The 21,722-nt window shown below is 33.0% G+C and carries 20 protein-coding genes; 8 read left to right on the top strand and 12 right to left on the bottom strand.

What is annotated here, in order from left to right:
- Nucleotides 1–17: 17 nt before the first annotated feature.
- Nucleotides 18–3,185 (bottom strand): efflux RND transporter permease subunit, encoded by a 3,168-nt coding sequence (locus tag EDB96_RS16550; protein ID WP_134142030.1) that lies wholly within the window; start codon nucleotides 3,183–3,185, stop codon nucleotides 18–20.
- A gap of 6 nt (nucleotides 3,186–3,191) precedes the next feature.
- A complete protein-coding gene (locus tag EDB96_RS16545) occupies nucleotides 3,192–4,352 on the bottom strand; it encodes an efflux RND transporter periplasmic adaptor subunit (RefSeq protein ID WP_134142027.1) in 1,161 nt (386 codons plus the stop codon).
- A gap of 264 nt (nucleotides 4,353–4,616) precedes the next feature.
- On the opposite strand from EDB96_RS16545, the gene EDB96_RS16540 reads away from it, so the two are divergent.
- From EDB96_RS16540 to EDB96_RS16525, 4 genes are all read left to right on the top strand, one after another.
- A complete protein-coding gene (locus tag EDB96_RS16540; RefSeq protein WP_134142025.1) occupies nucleotides 4,617–5,666 on the top strand; it encodes a sensor histidine kinase in 1,050 nt (349 codons plus the stop codon).
- Nucleotides 5,663–6,394 carry a LytR/AlgR family response regulator transcription factor gene (locus EDB96_RS16535; protein ID WP_057116120.1) on the top strand — a complete coding sequence of 244 codons (732 nt, stop codon included), beginning with the start codon at nucleotides 5,663–5,665 and terminating at the stop codon, nucleotides 6,392–6,394. Before EDB96_RS16540 ends, EDB96_RS16535 begins: the two co-directional genes overlap by 4 nt.
- An 18-nt stretch (nucleotides 6,395–6,412) precedes the next feature.
- Nucleotides 6,413–6,706, top strand: coding sequence for a DUF3861 domain-containing protein (locus tag EDB96_RS16530; protein ID WP_134142023.1), 294 nt, complete (start codon nucleotides 6,413–6,415; stop codon nucleotides 6,704–6,706).
- 354 nt (nucleotides 6,707–7,060) lie between these two features.
- On the top strand, nucleotides 7,061–8,293 hold the full coding sequence (locus tag EDB96_RS16525; protein ID WP_134142021.1) for a PQQ-dependent sugar dehydrogenase: 1,233 nt from the start codon (nucleotides 7,061–7,063) through the stop codon (nucleotides 8,291–8,293).
- A 78-nt stretch (nucleotides 8,294–8,371) separates the two neighbouring features.
- Here the strand turns inward: EDB96_RS16525 and EDB96_RS16520 are convergent, their stop codons facing one another.
- The 5 genes from EDB96_RS16520 to EDB96_RS16500 all read right to left on the bottom strand — a co-directional run bounded on the left by EDB96_RS16520 (nucleotide 8,372) and on the right by EDB96_RS16500 (nucleotide 11,258).
- Nucleotides 8,372–8,983, bottom strand: a complete 612-nt coding sequence (locus EDB96_RS16520) for a thioredoxin family protein (protein WP_134142019.1) — start codon at nucleotides 8,981–8,983, stop codon at nucleotides 8,372–8,374.
- Between the two features lie 11 nt (nucleotides 8,984–8,994).
- Nucleotides 8,995–9,393, bottom strand: a complete 399-nt coding sequence (locus tag EDB96_RS16515) for a TlpA disulfide reductase family protein (RefSeq protein ID WP_243839367.1) — start codon at nucleotides 9,391–9,393, stop codon at nucleotides 8,995–8,997.
- A gap of 276 nt (nucleotides 9,394–9,669) precedes the next feature.
- A complete protein-coding gene (locus tag EDB96_RS16510; RefSeq protein ID WP_134142016.1) occupies nucleotides 9,670–10,041 on the bottom strand; it encodes a hypothetical protein in 372 nt (123 codons plus the stop codon).
- 33 nt (nucleotides 10,042–10,074) lie between these two features.
- Complete coding sequence (locus tag EDB96_RS16505) at nucleotides 10,075–10,659, bottom strand: hypothetical protein (protein ID WP_134142014.1); 585 nt, start codon at nucleotides 10,657–10,659, stop codon at nucleotides 10,075–10,077.
- Between the two features lie 212 nt (nucleotides 10,660–10,871).
- Nucleotides 10,872–11,258 carry a hypothetical protein gene (locus EDB96_RS16500; RefSeq protein WP_134142012.1) on the bottom strand — a complete coding sequence of 129 codons (387 nt, stop codon included), beginning with the start codon at nucleotides 11,256–11,258 and terminating at the stop codon, nucleotides 10,872–10,874.
- A gap of 249 nt (nucleotides 11,259–11,507) precedes the next feature.
- Here EDB96_RS16500 and EDB96_RS16495 point away from each other — a divergent pair, with 249 nt between their 5' ends.
- Nucleotides 11,508–12,425, top strand: a complete 918-nt coding sequence (locus EDB96_RS16495) for a DsbA family protein (RefSeq protein ID WP_134142010.1) — start codon at nucleotides 11,508–11,510, stop codon at nucleotides 12,423–12,425.
- Between the two features lie 750 nt (nucleotides 12,426–13,175).
- Here EDB96_RS16495 and tnpA read toward each other — a convergent pair.
- A complete protein-coding gene (gene tnpA, locus EDB96_RS16490; RefSeq protein WP_134142008.1) occupies nucleotides 13,176–13,637 on the bottom strand; it encodes an IS200/IS605 family transposase in 462 nt (153 codons plus the stop codon).
- A gap of 162 nt (nucleotides 13,638–13,799) precedes the next feature.
- Entirely contained in the window at nucleotides 13,800–14,273 is a 474-nt protein-coding gene (locus tag EDB96_RS16485; protein ID WP_057116127.1) for a CinA family protein, read from the bottom strand.
- A gap of 221 nt (nucleotides 14,274–14,494) precedes the next feature.
- Here EDB96_RS16485 and EDB96_RS16480 point away from each other — a divergent pair, with 221 nt between their 5' ends.
- The 3 genes from EDB96_RS16480 to EDB96_RS16470 are packed head-to-tail and all read left to right on the top strand — an operon-like array spanning nucleotide 14,495 to nucleotide 15,717.
- Nucleotides 14,495–14,983, top strand: a complete 489-nt coding sequence (locus EDB96_RS16480; RefSeq protein WP_134142006.1) for a hypothetical protein — start codon at nucleotides 14,495–14,497, stop codon at nucleotides 14,981–14,983.
- Between the two features lie 30 nt (nucleotides 14,984–15,013).
- Complete coding sequence (locus EDB96_RS16475; protein ID WP_134142004.1) at nucleotides 15,014–15,406, top strand: hypothetical protein; 393 nt, start codon at nucleotides 15,014–15,016, stop codon at nucleotides 15,404–15,406.
- Nucleotides 15,407–15,444: 38 nt separating this feature from the next.
- Nucleotides 15,445–15,717 carry a PrgI family protein gene (locus tag EDB96_RS16470; RefSeq protein WP_057116130.1) on the top strand — a complete coding sequence of 91 codons (273 nt, stop codon included), beginning with the start codon at nucleotides 15,445–15,447 and terminating at the stop codon, nucleotides 15,715–15,717.
- A 143-nt stretch (nucleotides 15,718–15,860) separates the two neighbouring features.
- On the opposite strand, the gene EDB96_RS16465 is transcribed toward EDB96_RS16470, so the two are convergent.
- From EDB96_RS16465 to EDB96_RS16455, 3 genes are all read right to left on the bottom strand, one after another.
- Nucleotides 15,861–16,235, bottom strand: a complete 375-nt coding sequence (locus tag EDB96_RS16465) for an STAS/SEC14 domain-containing protein (RefSeq protein WP_057116131.1) — start codon at nucleotides 16,233–16,235, stop codon at nucleotides 15,861–15,863.
- 409 nt (nucleotides 16,236–16,644) lie between these two features.
- Nucleotides 16,645–18,414, bottom strand: coding sequence for a RagB/SusD family nutrient uptake outer membrane protein (locus EDB96_RS16460; protein ID WP_057116132.1), 1,770 nt, complete (start codon nucleotides 18,412–18,414; stop codon nucleotides 16,645–16,647).
- Between the two features lie 6 nt (nucleotides 18,415–18,420).
- The gene (locus EDB96_RS16455; protein WP_057116133.1) at nucleotides 18,421–21,705 is read right to left on the bottom strand and encodes a SusC/RagA family TonB-linked outer membrane protein; all 3,285 of its coding nucleotides are present in this window, start codon (nucleotides 21,703–21,705) and stop codon (nucleotides 18,421–18,423) included.
- Between the last annotated feature and the right edge of the window lie 17 nt (nucleotides 21,706–21,722).

The raw sequence follows: 21,722 nt of genomic DNA, 5'->3' as shown, positions 1-21,722 counted from the left end.
TCTTTTTTAATTAAATTTTACTCTTTGTGAGCTTCTAATAAATGAATTTCCTCATCATCGTCATCGTCATCATAACCATCTTTTGCTGGACCGCTTATTCTCTCCTGCAATGTCTGGAAAATGATAAATAGAACTGGAATAACAAATACTCCTAAAATTGTTCCGATTAACATACCTCCAACAGCTCCTGTACCAATCGATTTGTTACCAACAGCTCCTGCACCAGATGCAAACATCAATGGAACAAGTCCTAAAATAAAGGCGAAAGAAGTCATCAAAATTGGTCTTAAACGTGCTACAGCTCCTTCAATTGCAGCTTGTACAATTGGCAGACCTTTACGTCTTCTGTCTAAGGCAAATTCGACAATCAAAATACCATTCTTCGCCAGAAGTCCAATCAACATGATTAAGGAAATCTGCAGGTAAATGTTACTATTCAATTTGAAAATAATCGAGAATAAATAAGCTCCAGCCAATCCAAACGGAATGGAGAATAATACCGCAAACGGAAGAATATAACTTTCGTACTGCGCACTCAACAAGAAATAAACGAAAACCAAACATAAAATAAAGATGAAAATCGTTTCACTTCCTGAAGCTAATTCCTCACGTGTTAAACCAGAAAATTCATAACCATAACCAGCCGGAAGATTTTCTGCCGCTACTTCCTGAATTGCTTTAATAGCATCTCCAGAACTGTAACCTGGTTTTGGTGCTCCCGTAATCGAAATAGATGTAAACAAATTAAATCTTGAAATAGATTCTGGTCCAAAAACCCTCGTCATTTTTACAAACTCTGTAATTGGCGCCATTGTTCCTGCACTATTACGTACAAATATTTTATTCAATCCCTGTGTATTAGCTCTAAACTCTGGAGAAGCCTGAACCATTACACGATATTGTTTCCCGAATTTATTGAAGTTCGAAGCGTATAATCCACCATAATAACCCTGCATCGTTGACAAGATTGTATTTACAGAAACTCCCGCATCTTTCGCTTTCGCTAAATTAATATCCATCATATATTGAGGGAAACCAGGATTAAATGGAGTTGTCGCATACTGTATTTCTGGACGTTCAGCCAATTTTGCAAGGAATTCGTTATTTACTTTGTAGAATTCTGCAGTCGTGTGACCACCTTTATCCTGCAGCTGAAATTCGAATCCACCACTTTGACCAAAACCTTGAATTGTTGGCGGCGAAATAAAGAATATACTTGCCTCGCGAATACCGCTTGTTTTGGCAAAAAGCTGTCCAATTACATCATCTACACTAAGATCTCTCTGATCCCAAGGATATAACTTTACAATAACCATACTGTATGCACTACCCGCTCCAGCAGTAAAGTTCTGCCCCACAATACGAAGTGTATTTTTAACTCCTGGAATAGTTTTAGCAATACTGTCTACTTTTTTAGCCATTATATCAGAACGTTCCATAGAAGCTGATGGCGGCAAACTGATATTAGCAAAAACTGTCCCTTGATCTTCTGAAGGAACGAAAGCAGACGGCGTAGTTTTCATCATATAAAATAATCCCAAACCTGCTATCAAAATCGAAGCTAAAACAATCCATTTTTTTACAGAAAGGAAACTTACCGAACGCTTGTATCTTTGTGTTACATTATCAAATGCAACGTTAAATGAAGTATAAAAACGCTGTAAATAACTTTTATGTTTATGATCGTCAGCATGTGGTTTCAATAGAAGCGCACACAATGCCGGACTTAATGTCAAGGCGTTTACAGCAGAAAGAATAATCGCTACAGCCAGTGTAATACCGAATTGCTTGTAGAAAACCCCTGTAGATCCTGTAATAAATGTTACCGGAATAAATACCGCCGCCATTACCAAAGTAATAGAAATAATCGCTCCTGAAATTTCGTCCATTGCATGGATGGTCGCTTTTTTAGCCGATTTATACCCGTGGTCAAGTTTGGCGTGAACGGCCTCAACAACTACAATAGCATCATCGACGACAATACCAATGGCCAGAACCATTGCGAAAAGCGTTAATAAGTTAATCGTAAATCCGAATAAATTTAGGAAGAAGAACGTTCCCACAATCGCAACTGGAACCGCGATTGCTGGAATTAAAGTTGATCTAAAATCTTGAAGGAAAATAAATACTACGATGAAAACTAATATAAAAGCTTCGATCAAAGTATGAATAACTTTCTCAATAGAAGCATCTAGATTTTCATTGACGTCAACCATAATGGTATATTTCATTCCTTTTGGAAAACTCTTTGCGGCTTCTTCAATTAATTTTTTAGAATTAATAATTACATCACGAGCGTTTGATCCTGGAGTCTGGCTGATTGCCATTGCTGCAGATTCTACACCGTTTGTTTTAATTGTTGACGAATAACTTAAAGATCCTAACTCTACTTTAGCCACATCTTTAAGTCTCAGCATTTGGCCGTTTCCGACAGATTTTATAATAATATCCTCAAATTCCTGAGCACTTGTTAAACGTCCTTTGTATTTAATTACATATTGAAATGCTTGATTTCCATTTTCACCAAATTTACCTGGTGCTGCTTCGATATTCTGCTCTGCCAAAGCTGCTGAAATATCACTCGGAATCAATTTATATTGCTGCATTACATCTGGTTTCAGCCAGATTCTCATTGAGTAATCTTTTGCACCAAAAACGGTTACATCTCCTACCCCAACGACACGCTGAATCTGCGGTACAAGGTTGATCTTCGCATAATTTTGAAGAAACGTTTGATCGTAAGCTTTGTCATCACTATATAAAGAGAAAATCAATAAGTTACTACTCTGGCTTTTGGTTACCGTAACCCCAGCCTGAGTTACCTCTACTGGTAGTAAACTTGTTGCTCTTGAAACCCTGTTTTGAACGTTTACCGCTGCTAAATCAGGATTTGTTCCAACTTTAAAGAAAATTTTAATAGAAGCATTACCATCGTTAGTTGCTGTAGAAGTCATGTAAGTCATGTTCTCTACACCATTAATCTGCTCTTCCAACGGAATAACGATACTTTTAAGTACAACGTCTGCGTTGGCTCCAGTATAACTTGCCGCTACGTTTACCGTAGGCGGTGCGATATCCGGATATTGGGAAATCGGTAACTCAATTAGGCCTAAAACACCTAAGATGACGATAATAACAGATATTACCGTCGAGAGTACGGGTCTTTGTATAAATTTTTTAAACATTCTTTTTTATTTTAAGTCAGCATAAACCATTTCTGGTTTTTGTTTTTGAGCTTTAATTTCAGTTCCTTCTTTTAAAGAAGCTACTCCTTCTAATACAATTTCGTCTCCTGGTTTTAATCCGCTTGTTACCACATAATAATTTCCTGCTGAATTATCTAATATCGTGATATTAGCATTTTTCGTTTTTCCGTCTTTTCCTAAAACTACCGCGAAAATTTTATCTTGAAGTTCAAAAGTGGCACTTTGCGGCACAATTATAGCATCTTTTACATCAGTAGGAATTCTTACTGTTGTGCTGCTTCCGCTTCTAATAATTCCTTTTGGATTAGGAAAACGAGCTCTGATATTTACCGAACCAGTTTCTGTATTAATCAATCCGTTAACCGTTTCAATATGTCCTTTTTCATCATAAACAGAACCATCTGAAAGCAGTAAAGAAACTGCCGGCATACTTTTGATTTTTTGAGTTAAAGAAGCTCCCGTATTATTGTTTTGAGTGAAATTTAAAAGCATTTTTTCGTTCATGGCGAAGTATGCATAAACGTTACCAATGCTTGAAACTGTTGTTAAAGGTTCTGTAGTATTTGAGCTTACCAAACTTCCTAAACGAAACGGAATTGAACCTACAACTCCATTTACCGGGCTTGTAACTGTTGTATATCCTAAATTTGTTTTTGCATTTACTAAAGCCGCATTTGCTTGAGCCAAAGCCGCTAAAGCTGACTCGTAAGTATATTGTGCTGATTCTAAATCATATTTACTGATAATACCTTTTTCTACCAATGGCTTTACTTTATTTACAGCCAATTTAGCTGCACTTAAATCTGCCTGAGCACTTTTAATACTTGCAGTTGCAGTACGAACTTGCTGCTCATATTCTGGTGCACTGATTTTGAACAAAGGCTGTCCAGCTTTTACAACAGCTCCTTCATCAACAAAGATCTTATCAATGTATCCTTCAACTCTTGGTCGAATTTCTATATTTTGCTGTCCTTGAATACTAGCAGGAAAATCGCTGTTTAATGTAGCAGATTCCGGCTGTAATGTCACAGTTTTATACTCTTTTATCTGCGGTGCGCCCCCAGCCTGAGCCGATTTATCATTTTTACCGCAAGAAGCGATAACAATTGATGCTGCGAGAATACTTAAAAATGATTGCTTATTCATTGTGAAAAATGTGTAATTATCGATTATATGTAGACAAAATAACTAAAATATAACTAACGAAAATTTTCAAATAGACGAAGAGCGAGAGAGAATCGATAAAGGTAAGCTGACGACCGATGGAATTTTTCCAAATATTAAACAAGCGTTTAATTTTATCTTATCGACTCTAAAATGCTTTTTAGAGACTCTAAATCAGTCTTGGACGATTGCCCAAAATTTATGTTTAAATAAAGTGTAATATTGTCCTTAAAACGATAAATTATAATGACACCTAACTTTTTCAGACCCTACTTATTCACCGGATTACACATTCTTGGATGGTGTTTGTTAGGATATATTATGCTGTTTTACATCCCATTAACTTGGAATGTTGTGCTTCCGTCAGCATTTTGGCTTTGGCAGAGTATTGTGCTTTTTTTATTGATTGTTGTTTTTTATTCGACAGCAAAAATTATTGTGCCAAAAACTATTATTAAAGACAATACCTCTCTTTTTTTACTTTGGGCATTTCTTGCTATTTTCAGCATGCAGCTAATTGCTTATTTTTATACCTCTCAGACAGATCTTCATAATCAAATCAGTAAAGCTATTGGTTTTACAAAGTATAAAAATCCTTATTTCGATAATTACGTTTTTACGCTTACGCTTCTGGTTTTAGGAATAAGTACCAGCTGGGCAATGCTGCAATATTGGCAAAAAGCCGCACAGCACAAACAGAAATTAGAACAGGATAAAACAGCCGCAGAATTAGCAATGCTGAAAGCACAGATTAATCCGCATTTTTTCTTTAATTCATTAAACAGCATCTATTCACTTACTTATACTGATATTGAAGATTCGAGAAATGCACTTCATACTTTAAGCCGTATGATGCGTTATTTGCTTTACAGCACCGAAGGAGAACGAACAACATTATTAAAAGAAGTAGAATTTCTAAAGGATTTTATTGCTTTAATGAAACTTCGTGCGAACCGAAAATTAACTATCACTACAGAAATTCCCGAAAAACTTCATGATTACCCAATTGTTCCCATGTTATTATTACCTTTAGTAGAAAATGCTTTTAAACATGGTATTCATGCCACAGATAAAAGCGAAATACACATTAAACTTTCACAAAATGGTACTGATTTAGAATTTGAAGTAGAAAATACTTTCTTCGAAAAAACAACAGTTACTAATGAAGGCGGAATTGGTTTAACAAATACCAAAAGAAGATTACACTTGATTTACCCAAATCATCATTTCATCACTTTTGGAGTTACCGACCACGGAACATATAAAATTAAATTGAAAATAACTTTAGAGCAATGACCGTATTAAAATGCATAGCAGTAGATGATGAACCTTTAGCTTTAAAACTCGTAGAAACGTTTATACAGCAGACTCCATTTTTAGAATTAATTTCAACCTGCGACAATGCTGTTGAGGCTATGGGATTAATTCGGGAAACAAAACCTGATGTTGTTTTCTTAGATATCAATATGCCAAACTTGACCGGAATGGAACTGGCAAGACTTATACAAGATCAGCCTGGACCTCTGCCAAAGATTATTTTTACTACTGCTTACAATCATTATGCAATTGAAGGATATAAAGTAAATGCTGTAGATTATCTTTTAAAACCTTTTAGTTACGAAGAATTTCTTCGCGCTTCTACGAAGGTTTTACAATTATCTGAAGAAGCAAACAATCAGTTTCAAAATATTGCAGCAGACGATGAATTTATCTTTTTAAAAGTAGAATATCAATGGGTTAGAATCTCGTTAAAAGATATTTGTTATATAGAAAGTTTAAAAGATTATGTAAAAGTTCATCTTGAAGATTCTCAGAAAGCTTTACTGTCACTTATATCACTTAAGGCTTTAGAAGAAAAACTTCCTTCATCAAAATTTATGCGTGTTCATCGTTCTTTTATTGTATCTCTGGACAAAATTAGTGCGATCAGCAAAAACTCGATTTTTATTGATAAAATAGAAATTACGGTTGGTGAACAGTACAAAGAAGCTTTTAAAATAGTAGTCGATAAATGGCTGAAATAAATTAGAATTATAAAAATTATGGAAAAAAGATCAAATAAATATTACCTGACTTTAAGTCTTAAAGAATACGCTAACGGTGCAACAGAACCAGCAAAAGAGCTTGGAATCGAGTTTGACAATCACGATGAAATTTTCGGAATCATTGAAAGAATCAAAGAAAAAAACATTTTTGCCGATCAGTCAGAAGCTGTTCAATTTGCTTTGGGATTAAAATTATTCAGTGAGATTAAACTAAAAAATCGCAAAAATCCTCTTTTTGACGAATTAAATGAAGTTTTTCCTGTTTTTATGAAAAAACTAAAAAGTCTTTAAAAACTCCTTTAAAATTAAGACTTTAGACTCCTTATGCTTTTAAATTATAGTGTTAAATTTCAATAGAAATAAAGATTATCTAATTCTTCTCGGCAATAATTTGAAGGGATTTTCCGTTAAAAATAATGCATGTCCCACTAGATGCTTTTCCAAAAGAAGTTTAATTTCTATCTGAAATTCTTTTGCTTCATATAAAATGGCATAAGTATTTAGGCAAATCTAAATTGAAGATAAAACGGAGAATTTCATTTGAAACTGACCTTTTCATATTTAATGAATCTCTAAAAAAGAATATTCTTTTTCGATTGTTGGATAATGCAAAATTTATTTTTTAACCATTAAAATGAAAGCATTATGATAATTAAAAAAAGTATTTTTCTTCTTGCTGGGGTCTTAGCTTTAAGCAGCTGCTCCAACAATGATAATGATGATAGTACCAATATAGGGCCGACTGGACCGCCGGTAGAAACAGGTACGGCAAATACAACCTACAAACCTGCATTTTCTGGACAAACGCGTGCAGGAAGTATTCAAACCACAACAGAAATTGAATCTAAAGTTATCACCAACGGTTTAAGCGCTCCTTGGGGAGTTGCTTACCTTCCGGATGGACGTCTTTTGGTAACCGAAAAAGCAGGTAAAATAAAAATTGTTACACAAGCTGGAGTTATAAGTAATGCCTTAACAGGAGTTCCTGCCGTAAATCCAGCAGATCAAGGCGGATTACTAGGTATATGTCTTGATCCTGCATTTGCAACAAACCGCATGATTTATTGGGCTTTTTCTGAAGTAGTAGCAGGCGGAAATATTACAGCTGTTGCAAAAGGAAGAATCTCAGATAATGATACAGCAATTGAAAATGCAACTGTAATTTATCGTTCTAATACACCAAATAACAGCACATTACATTACGGAGGCCGTGTATTATTTGACAAAACTGGAAATTTATTTGTGAGCATTGGCGAAAGATCTGTATTAGAAACTCGTCCGCTCGCACAGGCAGCAAACAGCAGTTTAGGTAAAATTGTACGCATTACTACGAATGGACAAGCTGCGCCAGGAAATCCAGTTTTCTCGCAAACTGGCTCTTTACCAGAGTTATACACTATCGGACATAGAAACCCACAGGGACTGGCTCTTCACCCAACAACTGGAGAACTATGGCAGAGTGAACACGGACCAAGAGGCGGAGATGAAATTAACCGAATCACAGCCGGAGCAAACTACGGCTGGCCAACTATTACATACGGAATTGAATACAGCGGTGCCAAAGTTGGCGAAGGTATTCAGCAGCAAACTGGAATGGAACAGCCTGTATACTACTGGGATCCTGTTGTTTCACCAAGTGGAATGACTTTTTACGCAGGAAACCGTGTACCTGAGTGGCAAAATAATCTTTTCATAGGAGCATTAAGTGGCATGCATATTGTTCGCTTAGCTTTTAAGGATAATAAAGTAGCTGGAGAAGAAAGATTATTGGCTGGTGAGGGACAAAGATTTAGAGATATCACACAAGGAAAAGATGAAGCATTATACGCCGTTACTGATCAAGGAAGACTTTACAAAATTGATAAAAAACAGAAGTAAACCAAACTTGTTCATTTATATTTGCCAAAAACGCCCCATAATATGGGGCGTTTCGTATTTTATAAAATAAAGAATTAATTAAGCTTTTGCTTTTCTTTTTACTGTACAGCCAATTTCTTTAGTTTGAGTAATTGCTGGTTTTTGACCGCTTTTTAAAGATGCGATAACATCTTCGGCATATTTTACTTTATCTGCTTTATTTCCTTCTGGATCATTGTCGATTGCTCCAACATATTCTACAATATTTCCTTTTGAGGTTTTAGAAACGATGAAAATATGCGGTGTACGTTTTGCACCGTACTCGTCAGTAACTTTTTGTCCTGGATCAAATAAATATGGGAAAGGATATTTTTTACTTTTTGCCAAGTCTTGCATTTTAGAAAAAGTATCTGCTGTAGAAGCTTCTGGGTCATTTGGATTGATGGCAATTACAGGATATCCTTGTGGTCTGAATTTTTTATCTAAATCGATAATTCTTTGCTCATAACCAATCGCATACGGACAAGTGTTGCAAGTAAAAACTACGATATAACCTTTTGCATCTTTAAAAGTTCCAAAAGAAACTTCTTTGTTGTCAACATTTTTTAGTTTAAAATCTGGTGCAGTATCTCCAGCTTTAAGAGTTGTAGTTTGTGCCTGAGAAAGAAAGGCTGAAAATGCCAGTGCTAGTAATAAAATTATTTTTTTCATGGTTTCTGGATTTATAGTTTTTTATATTCAGTTAATAATTGTTCGTATGTAAATTCCGTCTCGACAAATTTTCGTTTATCATTTTTAATGAATAACGTTGCCGGAATACTTCCTGACCAGCTTGGATCGATTCGGTCAATAAATTCCTGCGGACTGCTTTCGTTTAAAAGAAAAACTTCGTTTTTAAGATTTTTTCTTTTTACAAACGGAATTACGTTCGATTCTAGTTTAGACTTAAAATCTAAACTTACCAATAAAACAGCCAGTTTCTCTGACTTATGTTCTGCTTTTAATTTCTCGAAATGAGGTAATTCTTTGATGCAGGGTGCACACCAAGTTGCCCAAAAATTCACAACGTAAGTACTATCTTTTCCATTTTTAATTCTCTCGTTAAGCTGATTTATATTCAACAACTTTACGTTTTGACTATAAGCTGAAACTGAAAAAATACTAATTAAAATTATATAGTAAAAAGACTTGATTTTCATAAGAATACAATGCTTTAGGATTAAATTGTGCCTTACAAATATAAAGTAATGAAATCTTACTTTTTGTTAATAAAAGTTTAATAGGTTTAAATTAACCGCAAAGTGCGCTAAGGCCTATAATCAAAAAAAAAAATTACTTATACTTCGTAGGGGTATTTCATCTGTAGAAAAAACTACATGCTTTTTTTGAGATTCAGATTAAGTAATTTCGATATCTTCATTTCCATAATCATCCTCTTCCAAATACAATTTCCAATTTAAATCTTTAGCAATTTTTAAAAAAGTTTCAATATAAATTGATTGATCTATATTTATCCCTTTTGAACAAACTATTGCGATTAAATTAATAAATGGAATTTCTTTTTCTTCCGTTATAAAACCTCCTTCATCTGCCTCAACCAAAACCAGGTCTAACCACGGAAAATGTTCTGCATTAGAGAAATTTTGATTTCCTTTTTGAAAAAAACATTTTGTATTTAATATAGTATCAATTACAATTTTTGAATCTATTTTCTCGGAAAAAGAAAGATTGCTTTGAATATTATAATAATTATATCTATCACTCCACATTTATTAAATTTATTAATTGAAAATCTAAATTCTTTAATCTACTTTAAACTGATAATTGAAATCTGCTGTGAAAACTGGTTTATCTTTAGATGGTTTTAATAAAAATTCAAAAGTAGGTTCCATAGTTTCTATTGTTTTAATTTCACCTTTAACAGTTTTGACTTCTTCTATTTGTTTTGTTAACCCTGCAAGTATAGACACAGTATACCAGCCATTTTGCAGTTCAATTGTTGCATGTTTGAATTTCTTTAATGCTTCAATTTTAGTAGTGGTAAAATCTTTTAAATAAGGAATTGTGTAAAGATAAATACGCTCATTAACTACTCTCAAACAATATCCTTCACGTTGATGTTGTAGATCATTTTCAGGTTTTAATAATATCGAATTTTCATCTAAAAGATTAAAATATATAGTATATGGATGATTTTCAACACCAATCATTGGTACTATTACACCATTTTCTACAGCCTCATCACCAGTTTCTTTTGTAGTGAATTCTGTCAATAAATCGTCTGGCAAGTTATTTTCTTCTTTGTATTGAAATAAATAATCAACATCTCCTAGTAGGAAATAATCCATTAAGTCATTTAGTACTTCATCAAATTTGTATACTGGCATTTTATTTTAGCTTTATATAAATCTTCTTAACTTTCATAAATATAAAATTTATATTTCAAACGGATAATTATCTAATAAAGATTTACTAATTTCTTTCAACTTAGTTTTGTATTCTATTTTAATTTCCTGGCTTATTTCATTTTCAACATCATAATATTCATCAAGCTGCTTATTTAGATAAGAAAATTGCATCCATCTTTTAAAATTCAAATCTAAATCAATAAAATTTTCTTTACACATTTGCTCTTTTTCGTGATCGTAGAAATATACTTTTTTATTAATGTCAAATAACCATAAATCACCTTGTCCATTTTGTCCAAAGAACCAAAATTTATTAATTTCATTTTGATCATAATTATCTTTTGATCATAATTATCTTTCCAATATTCTGGATCAGTAAATTCTTTATTTTCATTATAAGAGTGTACACTATCTAATAATATACATTCTGATGAAATCTCAACTGTTTTAATTTGAGTTACAATATCTAAATATAATGCATCAAACGGAAATGATGTTGATTTAGGAAAATTTCTAATACCTTTTTTATTTATCAAAAGATCATTTTGTATGTCCTGTATAGACTTTATTTTAAGCATAATATTTTATATATAAATTAGTTTTTTCAAACCAATACAAAAATACATTTTCATAAGATTTAAACTACATTTAATTTCAAATATTTTACTAGTCACATTTTCTTGACTAATTGACTCGCGATTGATATCAAACGAACTTTGTATTAAAATAAAAACAAAGCGTAAAAGAACACAGTTGTTATGAAAATACTGTCGCTATTATTAATCATGATTTGCAGTTTAAGCTGTCAATCTCAAACAAATTCAAAAATGAATGAAAATAAAACAAATCCGCTATTATGCGATCCAATAAGCGCAACATGTGAAATACCAATAAGCGAAAATTCTAATAAAACCGCTAATATTCAAATTGAAAATAAACCTATAAAAATCGTTTATTACACAGATCCTATTTGCTCGTCGTGCTGGGGAATAGAACCTCAACTTAGAAAACTAAAATTGGAATACGGCGATTATTTTGATATTGATTACAGGATGGGCGGTTTATTACCAGATTGGAGTTATAATAGCGGCGGTATAAGCAAACCTTCAGATGTTGCTCATCATTGGGATGAAGCTAGTTTACATTACGAAATGCCAATTGATGGAGATGTTTGGCTTGAAGACCCGTTAGATTCTTCTTATCCGTCATGCATTGCTATGAAAGCTGCGCAGATACAGGGTAAAGAAAAAGCAGTAAAATTTATGAGAGTCCTACGTGAGAAATTATATCTGGAGAAGAAGAACATAGCACAATGGGAAAATATTGTAGAAGCTGCAAAAATCGCAGATCTTAATATCGAAAAACTAAAAACAGATTACGATGGTGGTGATGCAAAAAAGCTTTTTCAAGAAGATTTAAATTATGCCAAAACTCTTGGAGTAAGAGGTTTTCCAACGCTTTTTTTTGCTGATGAAAATAATAATAAATTAACTGTTTACGGTTCTAAACCTTATTCTTCTTACGAGAATGCTTTATTAGCTTTATTTCCAGAAGCAAAAAAGAAAAGTATCGTTAAAGAAAATCCTTTATCGATTTTTGAAATATATCCTTCGTTAGCACCAAAAGAATATGCCGTAATTCATGACATTTCTGTTAACGAAGCAAAAATTATATTAGAAGAATTGCATGCAAGAGGAAAGTTAGGTAAAATGTCTATAAAGAATGGTTCGCTTTACAGTAAGTAATTTTAAAATGTCCCATGGAACATTTCATTGGTAGAAAATAAATATTTTTCTAGATATCATCCCGTAGGCACGTTTGGGTCATGAATTTGATTATTTAAAATATTGTCATTTCAACAATCAAACGTTCCTACGGAACGTAAAATCGATACATTCATTTTTTTTTCTACCAATGAGATGTTCCTAACGGAACATTTAAAAATTCTTGATCTACATAAAAATTTGGAAATATTATAATAGAAAATCAAACGTTCCTACGGAACGTAAATTCGATACATTTATTTTTTTTTCTACCGATGAGATGTTCCTAACGGAACATTTATGATTCTTTTATTTTTTTTAAGATTCAATAAATTTTATATTCTATTTACTTACTTATAAAACAACATAAAAATCCAAACCATGTTCCGTTAGGAACATTTCATTGGTAGAAAAAATGTTTGTTTTTTTTGTGTCGTCCCGTAGGGACGTTTGGAATTTAAAGAATTGGCTCTTTAAAATTATGCGCTTGCGACAATCAAACGTTTCTACGGAACGTAAAATCGATACATTTATTTATTTTTTTTTCTACCGATGAGATGTTCCTAACGGAACATTTATGACTCTTTTATTTTTTTTAAATTCAATGAATTTTATACTCTATTTACTTACTTGTAAAACAACATAAAAATCCAAACCATGTTCCGTTAGGAACATTTCATTGGTAGAAAAAATATTTGTTTTTTTGTGTCGTCCCGTAGGGACGTTTGGAATTTAAAGAATTGGCTCTTTAAAAATATATTGGTTATCGTATTCAATTTCAAATGCTTTGAGTAATTTTTGATATTCTTCTAAAAATGATTCTTTTTTATGATGCTGTTCTTGATTTTGAATATAACGTATTACATTGGGGACATGACTTCTTGAATAAGAAAAAGCACCATAACCCTCTTGCCATGCAAAATTTGGAGACAGTTTTTCCTCTTTAATCCATTTGCAGGTTTCTGTTTTTAAATTTTGAATAAAGGATGAAATAGATTGTGTTGGTCGCATCCCTATAAATATATGAATGTGATCTGGCATACTATTTACACAAAGCATTTTATGTTGATTTGATTGTACAATACCAGTTATGTATTGATGTAATCTGTCTTTCCATTCTTTTCCAATTAATCCTTTTCTAAATTTTACTGCAAAAACAAATTGTATGTGTATTTGTGTATATGTATTTGCCATATGATTTCTACCGATTAATGTTCCTTTTGTACAAATTTCCAAAATGCTAAAAATCGATATATCTCATAGAAGTCATTAAAATATCATTTTAAGCTAAATCTTAAAAAACACAGAAAAGCCGCAAGATAACTTGCGGCTTTTGTAAATTATTGTTGGTTACTTTTAAATCTCCTCCAAAATCAATTCTGCAACTGCATCGATTGCTTGATTGATTATACTTTCAGGATTTCCTTCAAACTCAAAATGTCTGGCAATTTCTTTTTCTGCAATAATAATATGTATGAAAATGGTTCCTACTGGTTTTTCTTCACTTTCGCTTCCGCCTGGAGTTGTAAGACCAGTGAGGGCAACACAGATATCTGAGCTAATATAACGACAAAAATTCTGTGCCATCAATTTAGTCACCTCGGCAGATTCTGCGCTGTATTTTTCTATTGTTCCCCAAGGAATATGCAGTAAATCTTCTTTCATAGAAGAATGGTAACTTACTATCCCTCCTATCAAGATTTTCCCTGAATTAAAAACTGTCGAAAATTCATAACACATTTTTCCAGCAGAAGCACTTTCTGCAAATGATATGGTCAAGTTTTTTTCTATTAGAGCTTGACAGCAAGCGGTCACTTTATGAGATGCCATAATTATTTAATTTTTAATTACTATTTCATATCAAAATTAGAATGTAAGTAATATGGTTATCTTACATAATTTCTTACAGTTATTATATTATAAGTAACTGTTAATTATGCAACTATAAATAATTTTCTTGTAAAGGCTTTTAGTTACCTGCTTGTTAAATTTGTAAAACCCTACTTTTTAAGTTTAAAAGTATTACGACAAAAAATTAAAAAAATAGTATTATGGAAAAGCAACACAACCATGATTATGGTCAATTCGACCCTGATTATATAGATCAAAATACTCTTGTAGACGGAACTTATTCAGTTGAAGATGAATATAAACAAGAGCTGAAAAAACACGATGAACGCGAATTTGGCGAAAGCGATCCTGATGTGATTGAGCAAAATACATTAATTGACAATGACAATTACGCAAGAGATGAAGATCCGTATCAATATCAAGAAGAATTTGTAGAAGATTTATCTCATCCAGAACAAGATTTTGAAAAGAATACAAATGTAAGATCTGAGAATATACCAAATCAAGAACGTATTATTAATGAAGATGATGCCATTACAAATGACGATACGGAAGACGACTTGAATGATGAGTATGATCCAGATCTAGATTTAGACAATGATTTGGAGAAAGATGATGACTTAGACAATGATGAAGAACTAGATGATTTTGATGCTGAACATTATCCAGAAAACCATCCTAGAGAATAACCATTTATCATAGCTTCAAAACAATTGTTTATGACTATAGTAACACAAATTGTCTGGTTATTTATTTTAGCAATTCCAATTGCCTGTATAAGCTGGACTGTAACGCACGAAGAGATATTTAGAGAACCACATGAATGGTGTGTCAGACGTTCTAAAAATGACCGATTTTTAGTGTCGAGAAAATTTTTCTACCTCTTTACGTGTGAATACTGTTTTAGCCATTATGTCACAATTGCATTTTTAATTCTTTGTGATTATAAACTTTTGTTAAATGATTGGCGAGGCTATATTTTGGCAGGGTTTTCTCTGGTTTTTACAGCAAATGTCTATATGAGTCTTTTTGCATTGCTGCGTCAGGCGATCAAAAAAGAAAAAGTTGAAATCGAAAAAATCGAAAGTGAAACTGACTCTGAAAAAGAATAAAAATTAAAAAAATAAGTATAACTAAACAAATTATTGTCATGGAGAATTTAAATTTCATAGATCCATTATTACACGGAATTACACCACAGAATAAATCAATTAATCTTTCGGTTAAACAAATGGTATGCGCAGGAGTTGGTGCTCTTTTGGCTTCTGCAGTTTTGAAAAAAACAGGACACCCAAAAGCGAGTGCTGTTGTTGGAAGTATTGCATTGCCAATTTTAGCTTCGGCTTGTTATAAAAAGTATAGTGAAGTTACTAAAGAAAAAATCGACGCTAAAACAAGCAGCGGTATCGAATACAATCATTAATCATCATTTGTGATAAAATCAAAAAAGCCTATAATTAATTTTATAGGCTTTCTTTTTATAATCTTCTCTATTGAGAACTATTTATTTTCCATTTTGAGTAGAAATTTTACAGTATTACTACTCAAAGGATGTGCTATGGGATCTTATTTTACCTCGATATTTCCTTCAACCCAATTTAAGGCTTTATTAAAATCTACTTTTTTAAAACCTTTAAATTCTCCTGGAACTATATAACTAAATCCGTTTGTGAACGAAATAATTTCTTCAGTATCTGTAATGATTGCTGCTCTATTCCATTTTCCTAGATGTTTTAATCCTAAAAGTGCGTCTTCCAGCCACGCTCCAGCAGTAAAGTTTTTAATATCTGTATCGAGGACCAATAAAAAATTAATTTCGTTGGTTTGTTTCACTAAATGTTCAACCGCAGGCACTACTGCTGTTAAAAAATCTTCTTTGGTTACTTCTGCTAATGCTCTAAATGCAACTATGTTATCGGTAGTGTCAATTTGATGTATCATGATTTTTACACTTTTTTTGAGTTATTAATTTGAGTTTTATTCTTTGATATTTTTCGAAGACAGTTGTATTCAAAATACCAAATCCATCTCAAATGTACTGATTCAATGATAGTTAAATCTTATATTTTTTCATTTGATTATTATATATTTTGAAGGTTCTGAGGTGATGAGAGGCTAAGGTGCTGAGTTTTTCACATTGGACGCATCCATAGATTAATTGAAAATCAGTTTTTAAAATTAAATGGATATTCGTTGCGTAGACGCACTGCGGTGCGTCTCTACAGAATACATATCCACTACAAAACCTTTGCACCTCAGAACCTTAGCACCTCAGAACCTTAAAAAAAAGCCTATCTCTTTCGAAACAGGCTTTTTGAAAAAAAAATAAAAAATAAACTAACACACAAACTTAATTGTATCCTTGGTTTTGTTTGAATTCTTTAGTCACATCTATTGTTGACTGCGGAATTGGAAATATTCTTCTAAATGGTTCTGAAGCAGGTTTTGCAGTTCCCGCTAAATCAAATTTTCCAAAACGGATCATTTGTGGTCTTCTTTGCAATTCCCAGTACAATTCAAATCCAATTTCTTTATATAAAATAGTTTGATCTATTGATGTTAATGGTTTTCCAGTTACACCTCCGTATAAAGATTCTCTTTTTCTGCTTGTACGCAATTTATTAAGATCATCCATTGCCAATCCTGTGCTTCCTTTTCTAAAATAAGCTTCGGCTCTCATAATGTAGATTCCTCCTAAACGAAATAATGGAATATCAACATTACTATTTCCGTTTCCTCCTTCAGGATCAAATTCGTATTTGAAAATACGAGCCCCTTGATTGATTTCGTTTTGAGCAAAAACAGATTGTGCAGGATTTTTAAAAGTCAAAGAAGGTGTAAAATCCATTCTTGTTGTGGTGCTTTTTTCCATATATAATGGAGAAACTTTGATACGGTTTCCTGTCATTTCCAAAGATCCTGAAGCTAGCAATATTGGTCCGTATTGTGGTCCGTATTGAATACCTCTGTTAAAGTGGAACCAAGGTAAATTAGCACTTTTTGGTACGATATCAGTTGCTGGAACACTTACATCTGTACCATCGTTCATAAACCATGTACCATCTCCATATTGGTATTTTTGCTGAAATCTCGGATCATCGTGGTTTCCATCCCATGTTGCAAAAAACTCTGGAGTTGTACAAGCCGCATTTGTTCCTCTGTTTGCTGCAGAAGTTCTTTGGTTACGTTCCATACATACATAAGCAAAACTGTTTGAACCGTTACGGATGTAATCTATTTTTTGAGAAATCGCAAAAATAAGTTCTTTCCCATTTTCATTATCTCTTGCAAAGTTTTTGAAATAATCGCTTTCTAAACTGTATTTTCCAGAATTGATCAATAATGAAGTATAGTAAATTACACGATCCATATCTGTTCCTGTACCAGTTGCTGCAGCTTCATTAAAATTAAAATTTGAAGCTGTATTGTAACGATCTTTAAAAACAGCACGATTCAAATACATTGTACTTAACAAACCATAAGCAGCTTCTTTTGTAAATCTTCCGTGATGTGTTCGCTGCTCTCCCATACTTGCCAAATCTGGAATTAAAGCCTCAACATCGGCAATTAAAATATCGATTTGTGTATCAGCTTTTAAAATCTGTAAAGGCGCATTCGGATTCATTGGATCTCTGTATGGCGCTTGTCCGTACAAATCTAATGTTGTATATAAATAATACGCTAAAAGTCCTTTAGCTTCTGCTAAAAACAATTTTTTCTCTGAAATTGAACTTTCTTCAATTGACTGAATTGCTGTTAAAGAACGAGTAATTCCATTAGTAAGTTTGTTCCAGTTATCAACCACGATTGCATTATCAGACTTCCATGTAAATTCGTGCATGTCTCTCCATTTTCCTCCATCTCCCCAGTCACTTCCTCTAGTTGGCAAAATTGCCTCGTCTGTAGTGTATTCTTGCAGCGAAAAAATTCCACCGTGATCTACAAAAGTTCCGTCTCCCAATCGGTCGTAAGCAGCAGCAAGTGCCCCTGCAGGGTTTGAAGCATCTTCTCCTAAAACCTCATCTAGAACCACTTCGTCAAGATTTGTACAGCTTGCAAAAAGCCAAATAAAAGAAAATAATGCTAATGTTTTAATATTAAAAATAGTATTTGTCTTCATAATAAATTATAGTTTTAAAGTTGCTCCAAAACTGAATGTTCTTGAAGTTGGATAACTTGCGTAATCGATACCAATAGATTGGTTTCCTCCGTTTGATTTTGGGCTGTTGATTAACGGATCGTAACCTGTATAATTTGTAATCGTAATTAAGTTTTGACCTGTTACATATAGTGTTAAGCCGTTGATCCAGTTCAATCCTTTTAAGTCAAAATTGTATCCAATACGAGCGGTATTCAATCTAATGAAATCAGACTTTTCTAAGAAAAGCGTTGACAAAATTGGTGAGTTTGTAGGGTTCGCGCCTGACTCGTAATACCCTGTTGCTACGTTACGATCTGATGCTAAGTTGTTTATATTTAAAGCATTCAAACCTGTATTATTTAATAAATAACCTCCAGTTTGTCCGATGATAGAGAATGAGAATGTAAAGTTTTTATATCTCATATCACTGTTTAATCCGTAATAGAAAGTTGGAAGCGCACCTTCAATAATAATTCTGTCACTGTTATCAATTTTACCGTCTCCGTTTTGATCTTTAAAAATATTAGCTCCATTAGCATCAAAACCAGTATGTTCTAACAAGTAGAAAGATCCTGCTGCGTAACCGCTTTTATAGATATTTGCATTTACACCAGATTGTCCAGGTCCTGAAATTGTTCCTGTTAAGATTTCTGAAACTGGCAGATCTTGAATTTTATTATTCAACGTCGCACCGTTCATGTCAACATTCCAAGTAAAATCTTTAGTATTTACTATCTTAGAACCTAACATAATTTCAAAACCTTTATTAATGATTTTACCGTCAATATTAGTCCAGATTGTAGTTGTTGGGCTTAAAGCTTGTGAAGGAACATTCAAAATTGCATCTGTAGTGGTTTTGTTGAAATAATCTAATGTTCCGTAAAATTTATCATTCCATAAATTGAAATCTAAACCTAAGTTATATTGCGTTACAACTTCCCATTTTAAATCAGGATTTGGTGTTCTGTTAACTGAAACTCCATTAACTAAATTCAAGTCATCGTATAAATAATATCCGTCAGCTCCAGATAAAGAATAACTCGCCTGTGTAATTTTATTTTCAACTTCTTGATTTCCTGTTTGTCCCCAGCTTGCTCTTAGTTTTAAATTGTTTAATGATGTCGAATCTTTGAAGAAACTTTCATTAGCAATATTCCAGCCTAAGGCAAAAGATGGAAAATAGCCGTATTTATTATTTTTACCAAAACGAGTAGATCCGTCTCCTCTCATAGAAGCTGTTAAAAGATATCTGTTGTCGAAACTATAGTTTAATCTTCCAAAATAAGACTGTAATTCATTTTCCTGAGCATAACCAGTCGTTCCAGATTGTGTGCCTTTAAAGCCAGGATTAATTGAAGGAGGTACACCTTCACCTTGATTCGAAATTCCGTCAATACTGAAAGCTGTTCCAGATCTTTCAAATTTTTGATATGAAAATCCACCTAAAGCTTCAATTTTATGTTTATCTAAATTGAGATTGTAAGTCAAATAATGTTCAACCAAAGAGTTTTTAGAATCTAGATTATTCTGAACATATTTTCCTTTTGGATTCAAATCTGTTAAGTTTGGAAAAATAGTAGTATTTCTCTCTGACATCGAGCGGTCGATACCAAGGTTTAATTTATATTCTAATCCGTCAATGATTCGTAAAGAAGTTTCAAAATTCCCTAACACTCTCAAAGTACGCGTTTGATCGGTATAAATACTTAATAAATACGCTGGATTGTAGTGCGCATTCATATTAAAATTGGTATAATTACCATTTGCATCAAAAACTGATCTCGTTGGATTTGCCATTAGTGTGTGAACCAGCAATTGTCCATTAGAACCTCCGTCATCACTTGTAGGAACGCCATCGTCTTTAGTTTCGCTGGCAGTAAGATTAAATTTTAATTTTAAACGTTTTTTATCCAAAAACGACTCAGCAGCATTAATTCTTCCTGTCAGACGTTTAAAATCGCTGTTTCTAATAATACCTTCTTGATCCAATTGCGATACAGATGCATAGTAATTTCCAGACTCTGTTTGTTTAGAAAATGCCAGCGAATTACTTTTTGTAACAGCTTGTCTAAAAATAACATCCTGCCAGTCTGTATTACCTCCGTGATCAAAAGCTTTGTCTTTAATAGCGTTTCTGTATTCATCAGCACTCAAAACATCTAATTTGTTGGCTACAGTAGAAATTCCTAAAGACGAATCAAAAGTTAAAGTTCCATCTCCTTTTGCTCCTTTTTTAGTCGTTACTAAAACAACTCCATTAGATCCTCTTGCTCCGTAAATGGCAGATGCAGATGCATCTTTTAGAACTGTAATAGATTCGATATCGCTATTATTTAAAAAGTTTAATGGATTTTTAGCTTGAGAACTACCAAAACCAACATTCGTTCCAGATGGGCTCACATCATCATTAGACAATGGAATTCCGTCAACAACAAATAAAGGCGTACTTCCGCTTCTAATAGATCCAACTCCTCTAATTGTTACATTTACCCCAGCTCCTGGCTCACCACTTGTACTAACCACACGAACACCGGCAACTTTTCCTTGAATTAAATTATCTGGCGAAATGCTTACACCTTGCTTAAAGTTTGAAGCTTCCAATTGTGTAACTGCTCCAGTAACGTCTTTTTTAGATTGTTTACCGTACCCTACAATTAAAACCTCATTTAATTCTGCAGTAGTTGGTTCTAACTGAATAGTCATAAAACCAGTTTGTGCTGTAACCGTTTTGGTTTTGTAACCAACGTAAGACACATCTATAGTTTTTCCTTCTCCAACAGAAAGTTCAAATACTCCGTCAAAATCAGTTACAGTAGAGTTAGAAGTACTTGTTTCAATTACAGTTGCACCTGGAATTGGCACTTTGTTCTCGTCTACTATTTTTCCTTTAACTTTAATTCTATCAACCGCTTTTGTATTTACCGTTTTTGGCGCAGCTTTTTTCTGTATTAAAACTAATTTTCCGTTAATGTTGTAATTAAAATTGGCTTTTTTAGAAAGATCATTCAAAATTTCTGTAATAGATTCTCCGCTGTAATTTACCGCATACGCAGTATTATCTGCTATTACAGCTTGCCCGTAACTGAATTTATAATCAGTCTGCTGCGTTAATTTTGAAAAAATAGAAACAAGAGTCGCTTTTTCTATTTTATTTTTTACATTTGGCTTTTCTAATAAATTTGTTCTACTATAACCGCTTTGAAAAGCCAGTAAAGCCAGAACTAAAAAGACAAAACTCTTTAGATTTAAATAAGAAGGTTTAAAATACATGATTTAAGTAATTGTTT

The sequence above is a fragment of the Flavobacterium sp. S87F.05.LMB.W.Kidney.N genome, assembly GCF_004366435.1.
GTDB lineage: Bacteria > Bacteroidota > Bacteroidia > Flavobacteriales > Flavobacteriaceae > Flavobacterium.
Note: the sequence above shows the minus strand (reverse complement) of the source record. Positions and strands in the feature narration are given on the sequence as shown.